The organism is Pseudomonas sp. A014 (assembly GCF_052378495.1).
GTDB lineage: Bacteria > Pseudomonadota > Gammaproteobacteria > Pseudomonadales > Pseudomonadaceae > Aquipseudomonas > Aquipseudomonas machongensis.
This window is the reverse complement of record NZ_CP199001.1, coordinates 1,823,505-1,842,952: the sequence shown is the minus strand read 5'-3', so window position 1 is coordinate 1,842,952 and position 19,448 is coordinate 1,823,505. Positions and strand designations below refer to the sequence as shown.

Annotated in this window: 16 protein-coding genes and 1 other RNA gene; 8 read left to right on the top strand and 9 right to left on the bottom strand. The window is 63.9% G+C overall.

The genetic code is table 11. From position 1 onward, the window contains the following. The first annotated feature begins 111 nt into the window (after positions 1–111). The 6 genes from ACTYOL_RS08680 (at position 112) to ACTYOL_RS08655 (ending at position 7,020) form a co-directional block, all read left to right on the top strand. Entirely contained in the window at positions 112–1,005 is an 894-nt protein-coding gene (locus tag ACTYOL_RS08680; RefSeq protein ID WP_197892482.1) for a 2-hydroxy-3-oxopropionate reductase, read from the top strand. A gap of 245 nt (positions 1,006–1,250) precedes the next feature. Then, a complete protein-coding gene (locus ACTYOL_RS08675) occupies positions 1,251–2,525 on the top strand; it encodes a glycerate kinase type-2 family protein (RefSeq protein ID WP_153773395.1) in 1,275 nt (424 codons plus the stop codon). Then, positions 2,522–3,937: a pyruvate kinase gene (gene pyk / locus ACTYOL_RS08670; RefSeq protein ID WP_444757784.1), complete on the top strand. Its 1,416-nt coding sequence runs from the start codon at positions 2,522–2,524 to the stop codon at positions 3,935–3,937. Before ACTYOL_RS08675 ends, pyk begins: the two co-directional genes overlap by 4 nt. 231 nt (positions 3,938–4,168) lie before the next feature. Continuing rightward, positions 4,169–5,044 carry an urea transporter gene (locus ACTYOL_RS08665; protein WP_054893644.1) on the top strand — a complete coding sequence of 292 codons (876 nt, stop codon included), beginning with the start codon at positions 4,169–4,171 and terminating at the stop codon, positions 5,042–5,044. Positions 5,045–5,091: 47 nt separating this feature from the next. Next, on the top strand, positions 5,092–5,928 hold the full coding sequence (locus ACTYOL_RS08660; protein ID WP_063543957.1) for an ion transporter: 837 nt from the start codon (positions 5,092–5,094) through the stop codon (positions 5,926–5,928). A gap of 93 nt (positions 5,929–6,021) precedes the next feature. Continuing rightward, positions 6,022–7,020 carry a sulfate ABC transporter substrate-binding protein gene (locus ACTYOL_RS08655; RefSeq protein ID WP_054893642.1) on the top strand — a complete coding sequence of 333 codons (999 nt, stop codon included), beginning with the start codon at positions 6,022–6,024 and terminating at the stop codon, positions 7,018–7,020. Positions 7,021–7,219: 199 nt separating this feature from the next. Here ACTYOL_RS08655 and recR read toward each other — a convergent pair whose 3' ends face one another. The 3 genes from recR to dnaX form a co-directional block, all read right to left on the bottom strand. Further along, positions 7,220–7,822, bottom strand: coding sequence for a recombination mediator RecR (gene recR, locus ACTYOL_RS08650; protein WP_444757783.1), 603 nt, complete (start codon positions 7,820–7,822; stop codon positions 7,220–7,222). 83 nt (positions 7,823–7,905) lie between these two features. Continuing rightward, entirely contained in the window at positions 7,906–8,241 is a 336-nt protein-coding gene (locus ACTYOL_RS08645) for a YbaB/EbfC family nucleoid-associated protein (protein ID WP_054893640.1), read from the bottom strand. 62 nt (positions 8,242–8,303) lie between these two features. Then, positions 8,304–10,358: a DNA polymerase III subunit gamma/tau gene (gene dnaX, locus ACTYOL_RS08640; protein WP_197892475.1), complete on the bottom strand. Its 2,055-nt coding sequence runs from the start codon at positions 10,356–10,358 to the stop codon at positions 8,304–8,306. A 132-nt stretch (positions 10,359–10,490) separates the two neighbouring features. Between dnaX and ACTYOL_RS08635 the strand changes: the two genes are divergently transcribed. Continuing rightward, complete coding sequence (locus ACTYOL_RS08635; RefSeq protein ID WP_444757782.1) at positions 10,491–11,249, top strand: substrate-binding periplasmic protein; 759 nt, start codon at positions 10,491–10,493, stop codon at positions 11,247–11,249. Here the strand turns inward: ACTYOL_RS08635 and ACTYOL_RS08630 are convergent. From ACTYOL_RS08630 to ACTYOL_RS08615, 4 genes are all read right to left on the bottom strand, one after another. Further along, positions 11,243–13,183, bottom strand: coding sequence for a hypothetical protein (locus ACTYOL_RS08630; protein ID WP_444757781.1), 1,941 nt, complete (start codon positions 13,181–13,183; stop codon positions 11,243–11,245). The genes ACTYOL_RS08635 and ACTYOL_RS08630 overlap by 7 nt on opposite strands. 9 nt (positions 13,184–13,192) lie before the next feature. Further along, positions 13,193–13,603 carry a hypothetical protein gene (locus ACTYOL_RS08625; protein ID WP_444757780.1) on the bottom strand — a complete coding sequence of 137 codons (411 nt, stop codon included), beginning with the start codon at positions 13,601–13,603 and terminating at the stop codon, positions 13,193–13,195. Positions 13,604–13,709: 106 nt separating this feature from the next. Beyond that, positions 13,710–14,330, bottom strand: coding sequence for a hypothetical protein (locus ACTYOL_RS08620; RefSeq protein ID WP_232233557.1), 621 nt, complete (start codon positions 14,328–14,330; stop codon positions 13,710–13,712). Between the two features lies 1 nt (position 14,331). Continuing rightward, complete coding sequence (locus ACTYOL_RS08615) at positions 14,332–15,378, bottom strand: N-acetylmuramidase family protein (protein ID WP_054893635.1); 1,047 nt, start codon at positions 15,376–15,378, stop codon at positions 14,332–14,334. 240 nt (positions 15,379–15,618) lie between these two features. On the opposite strand from ACTYOL_RS08615, the gene ACTYOL_RS08610 reads away from it, so the two are divergent. Next, complete coding sequence (locus tag ACTYOL_RS08610) at positions 15,619–16,563, top strand: bifunctional helix-turn-helix transcriptional regulator/GNAT family N-acetyltransferase (RefSeq protein WP_444758135.1); 945 nt, start codon at positions 15,619–15,621, stop codon at positions 16,561–16,563. Positions 16,564–16,692: 129 nt separating this feature from the next. Here the strand turns inward: ACTYOL_RS08610 and ffs are convergent. Next, positions 16,693–16,789, bottom strand: an RNA gene (gene ffs / locus ACTYOL_RS08605) — signal recognition particle sRNA small type. A 237-nt stretch (positions 16,790–17,026) separates the two neighbouring features. After that, positions 17,027–19,357: an NAD-dependent DNA ligase LigA gene (ligA, locus tag ACTYOL_RS08600; RefSeq protein ID WP_112897785.1), complete on the bottom strand. Its 2,331-nt coding sequence runs from the start codon at positions 19,355–19,357 to the stop codon at positions 17,027–17,029. Positions 19,358–19,448: the final 91 nt, after the last annotated feature.

Sequence of the window (19,448 nt, the reverse complement as noted above, 5' to 3'; positions counted from 1 at the left end):
GCGCCCGCAAGGACACCTCCGTCGGCTGACCTGCCGCATTCGCGGGCAAGCCCGCTCCCACAAGGCGCTCAGTTCGCTTGAGATATCACAAATACAAAGAGGCACATTCTCATGGCTAAAATCGGTTTCATCGGCACCGGCATCATGGGCAAGCCCATGGCCCAGAACCTGCAGAAAGCAGGTCACAGCCTGTTCGTCTCCACCCACCACGACGCCGCTCCTGCCGACCTGGTCGCCGCAGGTGCCGTGGCCCTGGCCAACCCTAAAGAGGTGGCGCAGGAAGCCGAATTCATCATCGTGATGGTGCCCGACACCCCGCAGGTCGAGAGCGTGCTGTTCGGTGAAAATGGCGTCGGTGAAGGCGTCGGCCCGAACAAGGTGGTGATCGACATGAGCTCGATCTCCCCCACCGCGACCAAGGCCTTCGCCGAGAAAATCAAGGCAACTGGCGCCACCTACCTGGACGCCCCGGTATCCGGCGGTGAAGTCGGCGCCAAGGCCGCAACCCTGAGCATCATGGTCGGCGGCTGCCCGAAAGCCTTCGAGCGCGCCCTGCCGCTGTTCGAAGCCATGGGCAAGAACATCACGCGCGTCGGTGGCAACGGCGATGGCCAGACCGCCAAGGTGGCCAACCAGATCATCGTCGCCCTGAACATCCAGGCCGTCAGCGAAGCGCTGCTGTTCGCCGCCAAGAACGGCGCCGACCCGGCCAAGGTGCGCGAAGCGCTGATGGGCGGTTTCGCCTCCTCGAAGATCCTCGAAGTCCATGCCGAGCGCATGATCAAGGGCACCTTCGACCCGGGCTTCCGTATCAGCCTGCACCAGAAAGACCTCAACCTGGCCCTGCAGGGTGCCAAGGAGCTGGGCATCAACCTGCCCAACACCTCCAATGCCCAGCAGGTGTTCAACACCTGCGCGGCCCTGGGTGGCAGCAACTGGGACCACTCGGCACTGATCAAGGGGCTGGAGCACATGGCCAACTTCTCGATTCGTGACGACAAGTGATCTTGATGTAACCCTCAAGGGCCTCTTCGCGGGTAAACCCGCTCCCACAGGTACTCCACAGGCCTGAGGGCTGCGGTAATCCTGTGGGAGCGGGTTCACCCGCGAAGAAGCCTGCCCCGATGAGCCTGCGACCACAGGTTCATCAGGTGACACCGAGCAACACCCGCCCCTGGTTCGGCCTGCACGGAGGCAGTTCCAGGGGCGTTTTCGATTCTGCAGAACAACAAGAATTTTGGGAGCCTGCCATGTCGGTCGATCCACAGAAACTCCTGCGCGAGCTGTTCGACACAGCCATCGCCGCCGCCCATCCCCGTCAGGTCCTCGAACCTCACCTGCCCGCCGATCGCAGCGGCCGGGTCATCGTCATCGGCGCTGGCAAGGCCGCCGCCGCCATGGCCGAAGTGGTCGAGAAGAGCTGGCAGGGCGAAGTCTCGGGCCTGGTCGTGACCCGCTACGGCCATGGCGCCAATTGCCAGAAGATCGAGGTGGTCGAAGCCGCCCACCCGGTCCCCGACGCCGCCGGCCTTGCGGTCGCCAAGCGCGTGCTGCAACTGGTCAGCAACCTCGATGAAGACGACCGCGTCATCTTCCTGCTCTCCGGCGGCGGCTCGGCCCTGCTGGCACTGCCCGCCGAGGGCCTCACACTGGCCGACAAGCAGCAGATCAACAAGGCGCTGCTCAAGTCCGGCGCCACCATCGGCGAGATGAACTGCGTGCGCAAGCACCTCTCGGCGATCAAGGGCGGACGCCTGGCCAAGGCCTGCTGGCCCGCCACCGTCTATACCTACGCCATTTCCGATGTGCCGGGCGATCTGGCTACCGTCATCGCCTCCGGCCCCACCGTGGCCGACCCGAGCACCTCGGCCGATGCCCTGGCGATCCTCAAGCGCTACGACATCGAGGCGCCCAAGGCGGTCATCGACTGGCTGAACAACCCGGCATCGGAAACCGTCAAGGCCGATGACCCGGCCCTGGCGCGCAGCCACTTCACACTGATCGCCAAACCCCAGCAATCGCTCGAGGCTGCCGCGGTGAAAGCCCGCCAGGCCGGTTTCAGCCCACTGATCCTGGGGGATCTGGAAGGTGAATCGCGCGAAGTGGCCAAGGTGCACGCCGGCATCACCCGGCAGATCGTCCTGCATGGCCAGCCGCTGAAGGCCCCTTGCGTGATCCTGTCCGGCGGCGAGACCACCGTCACCGTGCGCGGCGATGGCCGTGGCGGGCGCAACGCCGAGTTCCTGCTCAGCCTCACCGAAAGCCTCAAGGGCCTGCCTGGCGTATACGCACTGGCCGGCGACACCGACGGCATCGACGGCTCCGAAGAAAACGCCGGTGCGCTGATGACCCCGGACAGCTTCAGCCGCGCACAGGCCTTGGGCCTGTCGGCCAGTGACGAGCTGGACAACAACAACGGCTATGGCTACTTCGCCGCGCTCGATGCCTTGATCGTCACCGAGCCAACCCGCACCAACGTCAACGACTTCCGCGCCATCCTGATCCTCGAGACCTCGCAATCATGACGCCCGATAAAAAAGTGAAAATCCTCGCCACCCTGGGGCCGGCGATCAACGGCATCGATGACATCCGCCAGCTGGTCGAAGCCGGGGTGAATATCTTCCGCCTCAACTTCAGCCACGGCGAACACGCCGACCACGCCCTGCGCTACCAGTGGATCCGTGAGGTCGAGCAGCAACTGAACTACCCGCTGGGCATCCTCATGGACCTGCAGGGGCCGAAACTGCGTGTCGGCCGTTTCGCCGAAGGCAAGGTGCAGTTGCAGCGTGGCCAGGCCCTGCGCCTGGACCTGGACAAGGCCCCCGGCGACAGCCGCCGGGTCAACCTGCCGCACCCGGAAATCATCGACGCGCTGGAGCCCGGCATGGACCTGCTGCTCGATGATGGCAAGCTGCGCCTGCGGGTAACCGCCAAGCACGCCGACGCCATCGACACCGAAGTGCTGGCCGGCGGCGAGCTGTCCGACCGCAAGGGCGTCAACGTCCCTCAAGCTGTGCTGGACCTCTCCCCGCTCACCGAGAAAGACCGCCGCGACCTGGCCTTCGGCCTGGAACTGGGCGTGGACTGGGTGGCGCTGTCGTTCGTCCAGCGGCCAGAAGACATCGTCGAGGCGCGCCAGTTGATCGGCGAACGTGCCTACCTGATGGCCAAGATCGAGAAGCCCTCGGCGGTCGAGCAACTACTGGCCATCGCCGAGCTGTCCGATGCGATCATGGTCGCCCGTGGCGACCTGGGCGTGGAAGTGCCGGCTGAAAGCGTGCCGCAGATCCAGAAGCGCATCATCAGTACCTGCCGCCAACTGGGCAAGCCGGTGGTGGTGGCGACGCAGATGCTCGAGTCGATGCGCTTCTCGCCTGCTCCGACCCGCGCCGAGGTCACCGACGTGGCCAATGCCGTGGCCGAAGGCGCCGACGCGGTGATGCTGTCGGCCGAGACCGCCTCCGGCGACTACCCACTGGAGGCGGTGCAGATGATGAGCAAGATCATCCGCCAGGTGGAAAACGGCCCGGACTACCAGGCCCAGCTCGACGTCGGCCGCCCCAAGGCCGAGGCCACGGTTTCGGATGCCATCAGCTGCGCGATTCGGCGCATCAGCGGCATTCTGCCGGTGGCGGTGCTGGTCAACTACAGCGAGTCAGGGGCCTCGACCTTGCGCGCCGCCCGCGAGCGGCCACGGGCCCCCATCCTCAACCTGACGCCGAACCTCAAGACCGCGCGCCGACTCAGCGTCACCTGGGGTGTGCATTCGGTGGTCAACGACCGCCTGCGCCAGGTCGATGAGATCTGCTCGACTGCGCTGGAGATCGCCCAGGCACAAGGCATGGCCAGCCGTGGCGACACCCTGCTGATCACCGCGGGGGTGCCGTTCGGCCAGCCGGGGAGCACCAATACCTTGCGGATCGAGACCTTGATCTGAAGACCGGCCCTGCAATTTTGTAGAAGCAACTGTCTTGTTCGAAATCTAAAGGCCAGCCCAATCCCTGTGGGAGCGGGCTTGTCCCGCGAACACGGGCGTAGCCCGTGCCAGGCAGCGCGGTGTCTTTTTCGCGGGCAAGCCCGCTCCTACAGAGCGCGCAGAGCCAATCCAATGGCGCACAACCGAGGCCCGAAGAGGCCCAGCGCCTTTCACTCACCTTGCCGACTGCCCATGTACACCAAGAATTTCATCAACCCGTGCCCCGACTGGGCCACGGCGCTGCTCAACGGCTTCAGCCAGGTGCTGCTGCTGCGCGATCCCCTGTGCGGCCTGTGCTGCCTGCTGGCCATCCTGCTCACCGCCCCGGACCTGGTCGGCGGCGCGCTGCTTGGCGCCCTCGCCGGCCTGCTCACGGCGCAGCGCCGCGGCTATGCCCGCGCTGATCGCCAGGCCGGCCTTTACAGCTACAACGGTGTGCTGATCGGCCTGCTGATCAGTGCGCTGGTGCCTTGGTCGGCGATCGTGCCTGCGCTGATCCTTGCTGCAGGCGGCCTGTCGAGCATCATCACCCACCAGTGGCGCAAGCGCGGCGGCCCTCTGCTGTTGGCCTACACCGCGCCTTTCGTGCTGCTGGGCTGGATCATGCTGCTGATCATCGAGCCCGGCGTCAGCGGCCAGGTCGAAGCCAGCCACGTGCACGGGGTGCTGCGTGGGGTCGGCCAGGTGTTTCTGCTCGATGCACCGCTGGCGGGCCTGCTGATCGTCGCCGGCATGTTCTTCGCCCATCCTCGTGCTGCGTGCTGGGCCCTGATCGGCTCAGCCATCGGTGGCGGTGCGGCCTTGCTCGCTGACCAGGCAGCTGCGGCCTGGATGGGCTTGTATGGTTTCAACACCACACTGGCCGCACTGGCCTTCAGCCGCCAGGGCGAACGCCCCTGGGTCCCGCTGCTGGCCATCGCCCTGGCCCTGCTGCTGCAGGCGCTGTCCAGTCTGTGGCCGCTGCCAGCGCTCACCGCGCCCTTCGTCCTCGCTTGCTGGTTGATGCACCTGGGCGGCCACCTCGTCCAGCAAGCCCGACAGCGCAGCGCGCAGCGCTTGCACGGCTGAGAGCCAGCCCCTAGGCTCTCACCGGCAACGTATAACGGAACGAGCCCATGGACACCCCTTCGAGCCTGCGCGAGCGGCTCTATGTGATCGTCTTCCAGACCGACACCGTCGCTGGAAGACGCTTTGACAAGATCCTTCTGCTGATCATCCTGGCCAGCCTGGTCACCGTCATCCTCGACAGCATCGACGATGTGCACCGCAATTATTCCGGCCTGCTGGCCGGCATCGAGTGGGCCTTCACGGCGATCTTCCTCGCCGAGTACCTCACCCGCCTGTACTGCTCGCCAAAGCCGCTGCGCTACGCGTTCAGCTTCTACGGCCTGGTCGACCTGCTGGCCATCGTGCCGGGGATCATCGCCCTGTACTACAGCGACGCCCAGTACCTGCTGATCATTCGGGTGATCCGCATGCTGCGGATCTTTCGCGTGCTCAAGCTCAGCCCCTACCTCAAGCAGGCGCACTATCTGCTCGAGGCGTTGCGCGGCAGCAAACAGAAGATCATCGTGTTCCTGGTCAGCGTTTCGACCCTGGTCACCGTGTTCGGTACGCTGATGTACGTGATCGAAGGGCCCGAGCACGGGTTTACCAGCATTCCCAAGGGCATCTACTGGGCCATCGTCACCCTGACCACGGTCGGCTTCGGCGACATCGTGCCCAAGACGCCGTTGGGCCAGGTACTGTCATCGCTGGTGATGATCATCGGCTACTCGATCATCGCCGTGCCCACCGGGATCTTCACTGCCGAGCTGGCCAACGCCATGCGCGGCGAACAGTTGCGCCACGATTGCCCGACCTGCGCCAAGAAAACCCATGAGCCGACGGCAGCATTCTGTTCGCGCTGTGGCAATGCGCTGTTTCCCAAGGCAGCGACCAAGCAGGCATAAGCAAAGTCTGTTTTGATCTTTAATGGCTCAAGAACCAAAGGTTATAGTTACTGGCACATTGCCAAACTTTCACTCACAACAAGGAACGCCTCTGTGAAAAAACTCTTCAGCGCCTCGCTGCTCGCCGCAGGCCTGGCCCTCGGCAACCTGGCCCAGGCCGCGCCGACCCTGCTGAACGTCTCGTATGACGTGATGCGCGACTTCTACAAGGACTACAACCCGGCGTTCCAGAAGCATTGGGAAGAAGAGCACAAGGAAAAGGTCAATGTGCAGATGTCCTTCGGCGGCTCGAGCAAGCAGGCGCGTGCCGTGATCGATGGCCTGCCGGCCGATGTCATCACCATGAACATGGCCACCGACATCAATGCCCTGGTCGACAACGGCAAGCTGGTGCCGGACAACTGGGTTACCCGCCTGCCGAACAACAGCGCGCCGTTCACCTCGGCCACCGTGTTCATCGTGCGCAAGGGCAACCCGAAGGCGCTGAAAGACTGGCCGGATCTGCTCAAGGATGGCGTGCAGGTGATCGTGCCCAACCCCAAGACCTCGGGTAACGGCCGCTACACCTACCTCTCGGCCTGGGGCTACGTACTCAAGCAAGGCGGCGACGAAGCCAAGGCCCGTGATTTCGTCGGCAAGCTGTTCAAGCAGGCACCGGTGCTCGACACTGGCGGTCGCGCTGCCACCACGACCTTCATGACCAACCAGATCGGCGACGTGCTGGTCACCTTCGAGAACGAAGCCGAGATGATCGCCCGCGAGTTCGGTCGTGATCAGTTCGAAGTGGTCTATCCGAGCGTGTCGGCGGAAGCCGAGCCACCGGTGAGCGTGGTCGACAAGGTGGTCGAGAAGAAGCAGACCCGCGCCGTGGCCGAGGAATACCTCAAATACCTGTGGTCGCCGGCGGCCCAGGAAATCGCTGCGCAGAACTACCTGCGCCCGCGTGATGCCACCGTCCTGGCCAAGTACACCGACCGTTTCCCGAAAGTCGACTTCCTCTCGGTGGAGAAGACCTTCGGTGACTGGCGCACCGTGCAGAAGACCCACTTCAACGACGGCGGCGTGTTCGATCAGATCTACACCAACAAGTAACTGGCTTGGGGCGCGCTGCGCGCCCCAATCACACCGACCACCCCATCTGTATCTTCAGGAGCGGCGGTTCGCCGCTGCGACTTGTCCCGCGAACACGGGCGTAGCCCGTGCCAAGCAGCGCGGTGTCTTTTTCGCGGGTAAACCCGCTCCCACAGGTACCGCACCGGTGCTGAGGGCCGTGCGCCGGCTGCCCCAACGCTTACAGCGAGATAGGACGGCGCCCGGCAAAGGCATGCGCAAGCGTGCCACCGTCCACCAGCTCCAACTCCCCACCCAGCGGTACGCCATGGGCGATACGCGAGGCAGTCAGGCACTTCTCGGCCAGCAACTGGGCGATGTAGTGCGCTGTCGCCTCGCCTTCCACCGTGGGATTGGTCGCCAGGATCACCTCGCTGAAGGTGCCCTGCTCCTCGATCCGCGCCATCAGTTGTGGAATACCGATCGCCTCGGGGCCCAGGCCGTCGAGCGGAGACAGGTGCCCCTTGAGCACGAAGTAACGGCCACGGTAGCCGGTCTGCTCTACCGCATACACATCCATCGGCCCTTCCACCACGCACAGTTGCGTGTCGTCGCGGCGTGGATCGGCACACTGCGGGCACAGCTCCTGCTCGGTCAGGGTGCGGCACTGGCGGCAATGGCCAACACCTTCCATGGCCTGGCTCAGGGCCTGTGCCAGGCGCGTGCCTCCGCTGCGGTCGCGCTCGAGCAACTGCAGGGCCATGCGCTGGGCGGTTTTCTGGCCGACACCCGGGAGCACACGCAGGGCATCGATCAGTTGGCGGATCAGGGGACTGAAGCTCATGTAGGCAGGCCTGTCAGTGGTACAGAATGAAGAAGGGAGCAGCGATCAGTCGATCGTGCTCCCCATGTGCTGCAAACCGTCGATCAGAACGGCATCTTGAAACCAGGCGGCAGCTGCATGCCGGCAGTCATGCTGCCCATCTTGTCCTGGCTGTTCTGCTCGACCTTGCGCACGGCGTCGTTGAGTGCCGCGGCGATCAAGTCCTCGAGCACTTCCTTGTCGTCCGGATCGGTCGACATCAGGCTGGCGTCGATGTTGACGCGCTTGACATCATGACGACCGGTCATCACCACGCTGACCAGACCTGCACCGGACTGGCCGGTGACTTCTGCATTGGCCAGCTCTTCCTGCATCTTGGCCATTTTTTCCTGCATCTGCTGAGCCTGCTTCATCAGGCCGGCCATGCCACCTTTCATCATGGGAGAATCCTCGATTGGGTCATGTATGCGGCCGGCACGAGGCCGGGCGCAAGGGGTTCGCTTCACTGCCCCGGGGTTGCCAGGGCCGCGTCTACAGGTTCGATTGTATCGTGCCGCACCCGGGCGCCGAACTGCTTGATCATCTGCTGGATGAGCGGGTCCTGCTCGATCGACAGCTCCGCGTCATGCTGGCGCTCGGCGCGCTTGCGCGCGGCGGCCTGCGCGGGGGTTTCCTGCTCGGGGCGGATCAGCTCGATCTGCAGGCGTAGCGTACGCCCCAGATGCTGGTTGAGCGCCTCGTTGAGTCGACGTTGCTGGGTGCTGTTGAACAACGCACCCTGGCCTGGGTCCAGGTGCAGCAGCCAGTCATCGCCATCGGCGCTGATCAGCGTACAGTTCGCGGCGATGTTGCCTGTCATACCGGAGACAGGCAACTGTGGGAATAATTCCAGCCATTGCAGGGCCAGGCCCGTGGCCGGCTGCGCCGCAGGCAGAGGCTCGGGCGCCGCCGCAGGCGCGTCCTCCTGGATATGCTCGGCGAGCTCGTCCAGGTAGCTGAAACCTGTCGGATCGGCTTGCGGCACGTAGTAATCGTCATCCGCACCGTCGTCGTCGCGCTCCATGCCGACCGACGCATACGCCGACGGATCGAAGGGAGGTTCGTCGTAGTCCGGCTGATCGTCAGGCGGCTGCGCGACGACGGCCGGGATGACCGGCGCCGAGGGCGCGACCGTTGGGGAAGGCTCTTCCCACGGCAGATCGACGACTGTCTCTGGCGGTGCAACGGCGTGCACGGGCTCGGGCTCGATCGAAGGCACCGCTTCCGGAGCCACGGCGGACGCAGCAGCAGCGACCGGCTCGACGGCGGGTGCCTTATCGACCACAGGTGCGGGCGGCGCAACAGGCTCAGGCGCAGCGGCAACCACGGAGGGCTCGGCCACCACGGTCGCAGCTGCCACCGGTCTGGCTGGATCAGCTGTGGCCTGGCTGATCCCCACCGGCTTTAGCGCAGGTTTCGGCGCGTCATCCGTGTCGGCCGGGCGGAAGGCGAGCATGCGCAGCAGGACCATCTCGAAGCCGCCCCGCGGATCCGGCGCCAGCGGCAGGTCGCGCCGACCGATCAGGCCCATCTGGTAGTAGAACTGCACATCCTCGGCCGGCAACGCAGCCGCCAGCGCGAGCACCTTGTCGCGATCGCCCTGGCCGTTGTCCACCGCCTCCGGCAAGGCCTGGGCGATGGCGACCCGGTGCAGCACGTTGAGCATCTCGGACAATACGCCATTCCAGTCAGGCCCCTGCTCGGCCAGGGCGCGCACCGCCTCGAGCAGCGCCCGGGCGTCACCTTCGAGCAAGGCCTGCAGCACACCGTACACCTGGCCATGATCGAGCGTACCGAGCATGGCCCGCACATCGGCGGCCAGTACCTTGCCCTCGCCGAAGGCGATGGCCTGGTCGGTCAGGCTCATGGCGTCGCGCATCGAGCCGTCGGCGGCGCGGCCCAGCAGCCACAGGGCATCTTCCTCGAATGGCACGTTTTCGGCGCCGAGCACGTGGGTAAGGTGCTCGACCACCCGCTCCGGGCTCATGTTCTTCAGCGAGAACTGCAGGCAGCGCGAGAGAATGGTTGCCGGCAACTTCTGCGGATCGGTGGTGGCGAGGATGAATTTGACGTAGGGTGGCGGCTCTTCCAGCGTCTTGAGCAAGGCGTTGAAGGAGTGGGTGGACAGCATGTGCACTTCGTCGATCAGGTAGACCTTGAAGCGTCCGCGGCTGGGCGCGTACTGCACGTTGTCGAGCAGTTCGCGGGTGTCTTCGACCTTGGTGCGGCTGGCGGCGTCGATCTCGATCAGGTCGACGAAGCGGCCTTCATCGATTTCCCGGCATACCGAACAGGTGCCGCAAGGTGTGGAGGTGATACCGGTTTCGCAGTTCAGGCACTTGGCGATGATCCGCGCGATGGTGGTCTTGCCGACCCCTCGGGTGCCGGTGAACAGGTAGGCGTGATGCAGCCGCTGGTTGTCCAGGGCGTTGATCAATGCCTTGAGCACATGGGTCTGGCCTACCATCTCGCGGAACGAGCGCGGGCGCCATTTACGTGCAAGAACCTGATAACTCATCAAAAAACCATCGCAGCCTGATCGAGCGGAAGATCGCTAATGCTAGCGGAGCGGGGGCAAAATTGCACCCTGCCCGGCTCGTCTAGACTATGGGCGCTGCCGGTGAACATGGAAAGTCCAAGGAGGATAGACGTGCGGCGACTTCTCGCCATCCTGTTGCTATGGAGCTCAAGCGGCCTTGCCGAGCAGCCGGTGCTGCGCTTTTCCGTCGCGGAGAGCTGGAGCATGCCGTTGATGCGCACCGAGGGCGACGTGCCGGTCGACGGCATTCTCTTCGACCTGATCCAGGCCCTGGCCCGCGAAGCCGGGGTACGCCCGCAATACCACGTGATGGCGCGCCTGCGCCTGGAGCAGGCCATGGCCGCTGGCGACATCGACGTGCGCTGCTACGTGGCCAGCAACTGGCTCAACGAACGGCCCGGTGAGTTCATCTGGAGCGTGCCGCTGATCCACCAACGCGACCTGCTGGTCGGGCGTGCTGGCGATGGGCTGCCCGGCGGCCTGGCGCAACTGCCCGCACAAGCCATCGGTACAGTACTGGGCTACACCTACCCGACCCTGGACCCGATGTTCGCGCAGCGTCTGCTGACGCGGGAAGACAGCCGCAACCAGGACCTGGCCCTGCAGAAACTGCAAGCCAGCCGTTATCGTTATGCGGTGAGCAACCAATTGTCGCTGCAATGGTTCAACCGCCAGCAACCCCGGGAGCAGCGCCTGCGCCCGCTGGCCCTGCTGGAAGAGCAGGACCTGGGCTGCATGGTGCGCAACGACCCGGCCATTCCCGCTCAGCAGGTGCTGCGGGCCTTGGTGCGCCTGAAGCAGTCCGGCGAAATCAATCGGATCATCGAGCGCTACACCCAGGTGCAAGGGACGCTGTCGGCCGATCAGTAGCCGTGTGACTCGCGGAATTTCTGGCCCTTGTGGTACGCCACCCACTCGTCCACATCGTAGGGCAGATACAGATGGCGCCGGGCACGTGACAGCGCGATATAGACCGCGCAGACCCGGTTGTCGAAGGCGTAGGCATCTTTGAACGGATTCAGCGCCATCAGCTCCTGGGTCAACAGCACGTGATCGAACTCCTGCCCCCCGGCCTCCTGCGCCGGCATCAGCAACAGGCTGCCCGGCTCATTGGAGAAGCGTGCCGACAAGGCGTTGAGCTCGGCAATCCGAAAACCGTCCTGCAGCCGCGCCTCGACCCACAGGAATGACTCGTCGAAGCGATTGTCCTCCTGCACTTGTCGCCAGTTCAGCGCGTGGGCGAAATAGGCGTGCGTGTCCTGGCCATCGCTGCCCGCGCCATAGAGGTCGGCACGGAACAACTGCACGGCGCTGGACATGAAACGCTGCATCCCGACGTTATCGGAGAAGCCCACCCGGCACTGGTTGTCGGCCAGTTGCATGGCCCACTTCATCGAATCCCAGGGCGACGCGGTGAGCACTACACAGCCTTGCGGTGGCACGAAATCGAGGGGGTAGTGCTCGATGCCGACATCCACGCTGCCGGCGCCTTCGAAGGCGAGCTTGGATTTCTGCGAATGCACACCGATCAGCGGGTTGATCAGCCGCTCCACTTTCGGCCCGCAGCGCACCGAGAAGGCGATGTCGCGCTGGCGCACCTGACGCGCGCGGCGCAGCCCGGGCCCGTCGGCACGCTGGTATTCGTCACCCAGCGTGATCAGCACCTGGCGGCCACGCTCGATGATCTGCAACAACGGGCCAGGCATGTCCTGGCTCTCGTCGACGATCACATGGCTGTAGCGGCTCGGCACACTGTGGCCAGCGAGGCTGGCGCGCTTGAGCAGCAGCAACGTGGGGAAGCCGGTCTGGCGATCCCAGGCAGGGTTTTCCTGCAGATAGGCCCACAGGCGGCTGGCGTATTCGAGCAGCACCTGGCTATCCAGCCGCGACAGCGCCTGGGCGAAGTGCGGAAGGTGGCGCACGGTGAGGCTGTGATCGCGGGACTCACAGTAGTTTTTCAGCAGCTCCAGGCAGATATCCAGGGTCTTTTCGCCGTCGTATTGGCGAAAGCCCAGGATGTTCAGGGTTTCGGCCACCGCGCGCTTGCTCGGCAGGCGTGCCGATGCGCGTGCGGCAGGCCGCCCAGGCACGCTCAGCAGGGCCTGGGCAAACTCGGCGAACGTCTTGCCAGCCTTGGAGCCTTTTCCGATACGCCGCCGCAGGGCGTCGAGCTTGCCGGGCGTGCGCGCCAGTGCCAACACCCGCCCCCTGGGCAGGCAATCGATCAGCGCTCCCAGCAGGTAGCTCTTGCCGATGCCCGCATAGCCCTGCACATGCAGGTCTTCGTCAGGATTGGCGCGCAGCACCCGCAGCAACTTGTCTTGCTCGCGGGTCAGCCAGCGCTCTTTATTGAAGCCGGTGAGGGCCTGCTGGCTGAACGGATTGTGGCGCGGGTGGCGAAGCGACCTGAAGCGCATGTCCCAGGTACCGTCATCCAACAAGTACTCGCGCTGCGCCACCTCCTCGGCCCCCAGCAGTTGCAAGCGCGAGCCCTTGATGACTTCCAGGCCGAAATACAGCTTGCGTGCATCGAACAGCCGCCGCGCCTCGGACCTCAGCCCCACGCCCGGCGCATGCGGCCCTCGGACCGACCACTGCAGCAACTTGGCCAGCACCTTTTCCGCCGCTGCAGGGTCGAGCACCTGCTCGCGCGCCTGGGACAGGTTCTGGATCACCAGCACCGCCGCCAGCTCCGGATCGCTCAACCCTTCGAGCCCGGAGGCATCCTCGAGCAGGCCTTGGCAGACTTCCAGGGTGACGGGAAGAAACACGGTGTCGGCGAAATCGTAATGTTCAGGTTGCATGCGCGCAGGTCATTCGCTGGTGTCGGGATTGGCTTCAAGTTCATAGGCGTAGGCGCCCAGCGAGCCGGACATGCCGCCCGGGTAGACGCGCCGCACGTCATCCTCGCAGCGGGCTTCGGCAGCCAGCGCGCTATCGAGCTCGTGCAGCGCCATCTCCAGCAGCTTGCGCAGGTCCTGGGCATTGCGCGCCGAGACGCTCAGGCGAAAATCCAGCCCCGGTGCCTGATCGACCGCTGCTGGGGTGTCGGCTGCGGGCGTGGCTTCGCCAAGGATGCGTTCGTGTTCCTCTTCCATCTGGTCGAGTACTTTCGAAAGCTCAAGGGTGCGCTCGGGGTGCGAGGCCATCTGGTCCTTGATCTCCAGGCGGCGCGCTTGCCAGTCGCGGATGCGCTGGCGGGTCAGATCGTCAACCTGATCCATGCTGATGGCCTCTCTCAGAAATGGGTGGGCTGCGAGAGGCGCATCATAAGCCTGTTTGCCGATAAATGCAGGTGCGGCGGGCTCGGCTCGTCACCCGAGCACAGCTTCAGCCCTTGGGCGCAACGAGTCGGCGGTATTGATCCTGACTGATCCAACCCGTGAACGAGCGGTCGTCCTGGTTGATGAACTCGACCTTGGCCCAGCCGTCCTTGAACGCCAGCACGCCCACTACATCGCCTTTGACGATATAGGGTCGTTTGCTCGCGCTGCTGCCCGCCTGCTTGCGCAGATAGGCCTTGTCAGCAGTGACCGTCAGCAGCGCGATCCAGGGCTTTTCCGCATAGCGACTGAGCTCCAGCCCCGTGGCGATCTCCGGCATCAGCACACTGACGCAGCCGGGATGCTCGCGGCCTCGTGCCACAGTGAGGGTAACGCCATCGCCCGTGGCCGCCAGGCTGCCGGGGAAGGCCTGGTCTTCCCAGGTGGCCAGCGCAACCGCCCCATCGCCGCTGATCTGCCCCTTGAGGTAGAAAGTGCAATGCCGGGTCACACCTTCGCCAAGGACCTCGGAATAGTAGCCCTCCACCTGGCGATCCGGCGTGACCGCCAGCATCAGCGCATCGTATTGCCCGGGCTTCAGTACGGCGGCGTCTGCATGAACAGCCCCGGACAATCCCAGCAGTGCGGTGGCCAGAACAGTCAGTCGCCGCGAGAAACTCTTTGCCATGTCACTTCTTCCCTTCAAGTGCTTCGTAGGCCTTCTTGATACGCACGTCATAGTCACCATAATCCTTGCCGTTGTAACTGGCGGCCATGCCGGCGTAGTCCTTGTTCTTCGCCGCCTTGATAAACGACGGGTTCTTGCTGCAGAAACCGAGGAAGGCCTTGAGTTGCTGCCCGGCATTGAGTTTCATGGCCGCGACGAATTCAAACACATTCGCGTGCCCGCAATCGGCGAAGTTGAAACCCATGATCTGGAACATGCCCCAGGACGCAGACTTCAATGCCGCCTCCTGATCCAGCCCGAATGCCGTGGCCATGGTTTCCCAGGCCTTGGCCTGATCCTTGTTGTTGGCTTGCCACTGCGGGCCGGCTTTCTTCTTGTACTTGTACGAGAGCAGCGGATGAGTCTGGTCGTACTTGTGCTTGGTATAGCGCTGGAAGTGATGCCCCTCGAAGGCGATCACCGGCAGCTTGGCCGGCCCGAAACCCGAACGACCACCCGACTCCACCGTGGCGAATGCCTTGATCAGGTTGGCTGAAATGCCGTTGCCCAATTGAGTGGCGGCGTTCTGGAAGTCGCTGTCGCTGAGCGTCATGCCGCCATCGCAGGTGACCTGCAGCACCATCTGCCGATTGCGCCGCTCGGCTTCGATCACCGCGCGCATCCGGTCCAGATAATGATTGACCGTGGCCTGCACCTGGGCATCGACATTATTGGCGAAGACATTGATGAAGGTGGGCAGACGCAGTGCTGGAATCAACTTGACCGGCACTCGAACAGCCTCCTCGACCAGGCTGTTGAAGGTGCGCCCATTCGGATCGACGACCCCATCGGGATGCGCGTACTTCAGATGACGAAACTGGTACTGACTGATGCGCTGCACCAGCTGCCCATCGCAACGGCCATTCTCGGGCAACGGAAAACCGAGCCGCGGGATGAGTAGGTTGAACAGGTACTGGATGCACTGAACATCGGCGGGCAAGTTTCGGGCTTTACCGGGCGTGCCGACCGAAGCGCTGATAAGACTGGGCAAACCTTGCAGGCTTTTCATTCAATGCGTCCTTGCTCGTCATAAATTGATATCAAATCAATATCACTTAAGTGCCACTGTCATATTTTGAAATATATGGCGGATGCAAACTAACAAGCGTGTTTTCAGTTGTCCAGAACCGGACTCCAAGGCTGTGAAGCAGTCTTCACCCGCAGCGAACCGCCCATGAGCCAGCGAATGGTTGCACAATACAACCAGATATGGTTGTATTGCGCAACCATTCCTGATGAGACCTTGAAAATGATCGACCCTTCGGTCGTGGAGCAAATCCGCTCCGCCTCACGCACGATGATCCGTGAACTGGGCTTCATGCGCACGACGCTGGCAGGCACGGAGTACTCCCCCTCTGCCGTTCACACGCTGCTTGAGCTAGGCGAGCATGGGGAACGGACTGCCGCTCAACTGGTGCAGGCGCTGGGGCTCGAGAAGTCCAGCGTCAGCCGCATGGTTGCGAAGCTCGTTCAACTGGGTGAACTGCAAGAGCATGAAAGTGAGCAGGATGGCCGTACGAAGCAACTGCGCCTGACCGAGCAAGGGAAACGCACCCTCGAAGAGATTCATACCTACGGGCAAATGCAGGTCAGCTCAACGCTGGCCCCACTGCCCCCGCAAGAACAGCAGGTCATCGCCCAAGGTCTGAATGCCTATGCCCAGGCGTTGAAGGCTTCCCGCCAACAGCCCACCGAAACAGCGGCCTCCAGGGTTCAAATCACCCTCGGATACCGTCCCGGCCTGATCGGACGCATGACGCAGATGCATGCAAGCTACTACTCGCGCCATGCCGGTTTCGGCCAGTTCTTCGAGAGCAGAGTTGCAACCAACATTGCCGAGTTTGCAGGACGGCTGGGGAATCCGCGCAACGCGGTCTGGGTCGCTGAAAATGCTGGCCGAATCGTAGGGTCGGTGGCTATCGACGGCGAGGACCTCGGGAACGATGAAGCTCACCTGCGCTGGTTCCTGCTGGATGATGGCTGCCGTGGTGGCGGTGTAGGTCGCCGGCTACTCACCGAAGCAGTCGCTTTCTGTGACCGGCAGAACTTCTCGGCAATCCAGTTGCACACGTTCAAAGGACTGGAAGCCGCCCGGCACCTCTACGAATCGCTGGGCTTCGAACTGACTCATGAAGAGCAAGGCAGCCAATGGGGCTCGACGGTTACGGAACAGCAGTTCACGCGTAAACGCTGACGATGGGACCAAGTGGCGGGATAAGCAAAGGCAGGGAGGGCTAGGCGTACGGTGCGTCACGCTTTGGATCACCAGGCGGTGAAGAGCGAAAGCCGTTCGAGAGCAGGACTTCGAGAGAAATGGAGGCAGCCCCACCAGCCACACCCCGGCACTCGATGTTCCCGCTGTGGCTGCTCCCTTCCGGGCCTGACCAGGTTAACGGGTAATCAATGCGGGGGGACCGGTGGGGCCACCATAACGCAGCTCATCAGGTGACGAGCCGCGCCATTGTACCGTTACGGGGGGAAGTTACAACCTTTGATGGCAAAAAAACCATCATTTCTCAAGGACTTGTCCGCCAGGGATGAGGTTCTCGGGAATTTGTGCCGGCCTCATCGCGGGACGAGCCCGCTCCCACAGGATAAATGCAAAGGCGCACCTGTGGGAGCGGGCTCGTCCCGCGATGAGGCCAGGGCAGGCAACATCAGACCGTGATGCCCTGCCCCGCCAGGAACGCGACGAAGGCCTCTTCGTCCAGCACCTTGACCCCCAGCTCACTGGCCTTGGCCAGCTTCGACCCCGCCCCCGGACCTGCCACCACGCAGTGGGTCTTGCCGGACACCGAACCCGCCACCTTGGCGCCGAGGCTTTCCAGCTTGTCCTTGGCGATGTCGCGGCTCATGCGCTCCAGGGTGCCGGTCAGCACCCAGGTCTGACCGGCCAGGGGCAGGCCCTCGGTGGTTTTCTTCTCGCTGTGCCAGTGCATGCCGAACGCTTGGAGCTGGGCTTCGATGGCGCGGGCGAGTTGCTGGTTGGCCTCGACCTTGAAGAACTCGCGCACGGCATCGGCCTGCTTGGTATTCAGGGCCTGGCGCAGGTCGATACCGTCGGCGGCGATGATCTTGTCGAGGGTGCCGAGCTTGTCCACCAGCTTCTCGGCGCCGGTCGGGCCGACCGAGGGGATGTCGAGTTTGGCGATCATGCCAGCGAGGGTGGTGCTGGCGGCGAACTCCGCCGCCAGCTCGCCCTGATCCTGTAACTGCATGCCGCTGTCGAGCAACTGCTGGATGACTTCGCGGTTGTGCGCATCCTCGAAGAAGTTGTGGATCTCGTAGGCGACTTCAAGGCCGATGTCCGGCAGGTAGGTCAGCACCTGCGGTAGCGCCACCTGCACCCGCTCCAGGCTGCCCAGGGAGCGGGCCAGGACCTTGGCGGTCTCCTCGCCGACATCTGGGATGCCCAGGGCGAAGATGAAGCGCGCGAGCGGCGGGCGCTTGCTCGCCTCGATGGCTTCGAGCAGCTTGCGGCTGGAGACTTCGGCGAAGCCCTCCAGGTCGACGATCTGCTCGAACTGCAGCTTGTACAGGTCTGCCGGGGAACCGATCAGGCCTTCGTCGACCAATTGCTCGACGCTCTTCTCGCCAAGGCCGTCGATATCCATCGCCCGGCGCGACACATAGTGAATGATCGCCTGCTTGAGCTGGGCGCCACAGGCCAGGCGGCCGACGCAGCGATATACCGCCCCTTCGCTGGTGGTCTCCTTGCCCTTGCTGCGCTTGACCAACTGCGTGCGCTCGACCTGCGAGCCGCACACCGGGCAGGCGCTCGGCACCTCGACCGGGCGGGCGTCATCAGGGCGACGATCGAGCACCACCTGCATCACCTGCGGGATCACGTCACCGGCACGGCGGATGATCACCGTGTCGCCGATGCGCAGGCCCAGGCGGGCGATCTCGTCCATGTTGTGCAGGGTGGCGTTGGATACGGTCACCCCGGCCACCTTGACCGGCTTGAGACGGGCGACCGGAGTCACCGCACCGGTACGGCCGACCTGGAACTCGACGTCCAGCACCTCGGTGAGTTCTTCCATGGCCGGGAACTTGTGGGCGATGGCCCAGCGCGGCTCACGCGCACGGAAACCCAGCTCGCGCTGCGCCGCCAGGCTGTTGACCTTGAACACCACGCCGTCGATTTCGTAGGGCAGCGCGTTGCGGCGGGCGCCGATGTCCTGGTAATAGGCCAGGCATTGTTCGATACCGGCGGCGTGCTTGAGCTCAGGGCTGATTGGCATGCCCCAGACCTTGAGCTGCTCGAGGATGCCGATATGGCTGTCGCCGACGCTCGCTGAAGTCTGGCCGATGCCATAGCAGCAGAATTCCAGCGGGCGGCTGGCGGTGATCTTCGAGTCCAGTTGACGCAGGCTGCCAGCGGCAGCGTTGCGGGGGTTGGCGAAGGTCTTGCCGCCGATTTCGGCCTGAGCGGCATTGAGCCGCTCGAAGCCCGCCTTGCTCATGTACACCTCGCCACGCACTTCGAGCACTTCAGGCCAGCCGCTGCCATGCAGCTTCAACGGGACGTTGCGGATGGTGCGCACGTTGGTGCTGATGTCTTCGCCGGTCGTGCCGTCGCCACGGGTGGCGCCCTGCACCAGCTGGCCGTCGCGATACAACAGGCTCACCGCGAGGCCATCGAGCTTGGGCTCGCAGCTGTAGTCGACCGCCTCGGCCTGGTCGAGCCCTTCGACCACGCGCCGCCCGAACTCACGCAGGTCGGCCTCTTCGAAGGCGTTGCCCAGGCTGAGCATCGGGATCTCGTGGCGCACCTGGGTGAAGGCCGCCAAGGCTGCACCGCCGACGCGCTGGGTGGGCGAGTCGGGGGTGACCAGGTGTGGGTTCTCGGCTTCCAGGGCCTTGAGTTCGTTGAACAGCCGGTCGTATTCGGCGTCGGGCACACTGGGCTCGTCCAGCACGTAGTAGCGATAGTTGTGCTGGTCGAGTTCGGCGCGCAGTTCGTGGATTCGGTTTTCGGCGTTCATCTTTCAGGTCTCTTGCAAAGCAAAAGAGCAGCCTGGGTGATGCCGGCGCGGATCGGGATGCTGTTCAGCATGTACTGACCTCATCACCGGA

What these genes read in the sequence shown, in the direction of transcription:
- ACTYOL_RS08680 (WP_197892482.1), top strand. Translation starts at nt 112, where the DNA reads ATGGCTAAAATCGGTTTCATCGGCACCGGCATCATGGGCAAGCCCATG.
- ACTYOL_RS08675 (WP_153773395.1), top strand. Translation starts at nt 1,251, where the DNA reads ATGTCGGTCGATCCACAGAAACTCCTGCGCGAGCTGTTCGACACAGCC.
- pyk (WP_444757784.1), top strand. Translation starts at nt 2,522, where the DNA reads ATGACGCCCGATAAAAAAGTGAAAATCCTCGCCACCCTGGGGCCGGCG.
- ACTYOL_RS08665 (WP_054893644.1), top strand. Translation starts at nt 4,169, where the DNA reads ATGTACACCAAGAATTTCATCAACCCGTGCCCCGACTGGGCCACGGCG.
- ACTYOL_RS08660 (WP_063543957.1), top strand. Translation starts at nt 5,092, where the DNA reads ATGGACACCCCTTCGAGCCTGCGCGAGCGGCTCTATGTGATCGTCTTC.
- recR (WP_444757783.1), bottom strand. Translation starts at nt 7,822, where the DNA reads ATGAGCTTCAGTCCCCTGATCCGCCAACTGATCGATGCCCTGCGTGTG.
- ACTYOL_RS08645 (WP_054893640.1), bottom strand. Translation starts at nt 8,241, where the DNA reads ATGATGAAAGGTGGCATGGCCGGCCTGATGAAGCAGGCTCAGCAGATG.
- dnaX (WP_197892475.1), bottom strand. Translation starts at nt 10,358, where the DNA reads ATGAGTTATCAGGTTCTTGCACGTAAATGGCGCCCGCGCTCGTTCCGC.
- ACTYOL_RS08630 (WP_444757781.1), bottom strand. Translation starts at nt 13,183, where the DNA reads ATGCAACCTGAACATTACGATTTCGCCGACACCGTGTTTCTTCCCGTC.
- ACTYOL_RS08625 (WP_444757780.1), bottom strand. Translation starts at nt 13,603, where the DNA reads ATGGATCAGGTTGACGATCTGACCCGCCAGCGCATCCGCGACTGGCAA.
- ACTYOL_RS08620 (WP_232233557.1), bottom strand. Translation starts at nt 14,330, where the DNA reads ATGGCAAAGAGTTTCTCGCGGCGACTGACTGTTCTGGCCACCGCACTG.
- ACTYOL_RS08615 (WP_054893635.1), bottom strand. Translation starts at nt 15,378, where the DNA reads ATGAAAAGCCTGCAAGGTTTGCCCAGTCTTATCAGCGCTTCGGTCGGC.
- ACTYOL_RS08610 (WP_444758135.1), top strand. Translation starts at nt 15,619, where the DNA reads ATGATCGACCCTTCGGTCGTGGAGCAAATCCGCTCCGCCTCACGCACG.
- ligA (WP_112897785.1), bottom strand. Translation starts at nt 19,357, where the DNA reads ATGAACGCCGAAAACCGAATCCACGAACTGCGCGCCGAACTCGACCAG.